We start from the raw sequence: 291 nt of genomic DNA, 5'->3' as shown, positions 1-291 counted from the left end.
CCATGGCGCCGTACCGCTGCTGAAGAACGTGCGGATGAACTTCCCCCGGCTGCGCCACGTCTTTGCCGACCGGATCTACCGCGGAAATCAACTCCTCGACGCGCTCTCAGACTGCGGTCCATGGACTGTCGAGATCGTCGAGCGGCCCCAAGGCGTCAAAGGCTTCCAGCTTCTGCCGAGGCGGTGGGTGGTTGAACGCACATTCGCTTGGTTCGACAGATGCCGCCGCCTCGCCAAGGACTTCGAGGCGACGGTGGCAACCGAAGCTGCCTGGCTGCTGATTGCACACAT

Annotated in this window: 1 protein-coding gene; it reads left to right on the top strand. The window is 62.9% G+C overall.

Annotated elements, in window-relative coordinates:
- Positions 1-291: transposase (locus I6F38_RS43665; protein WP_225164749.1), on the top strand; the 291-nt coding region annotated here is incomplete at both ends.

Source organism: Bradyrhizobium sp. BRP56, from assembly GCF_020194035.1.
Lineage (GTDB): Bacteria > Pseudomonadota > Alphaproteobacteria > Rhizobiales > Xanthobacteraceae > Bradyrhizobium > Bradyrhizobium australafricanum.
Note: the sequence above shows the minus strand (reverse complement) of the source record. Positions and strands in the feature narration are given on the sequence as shown.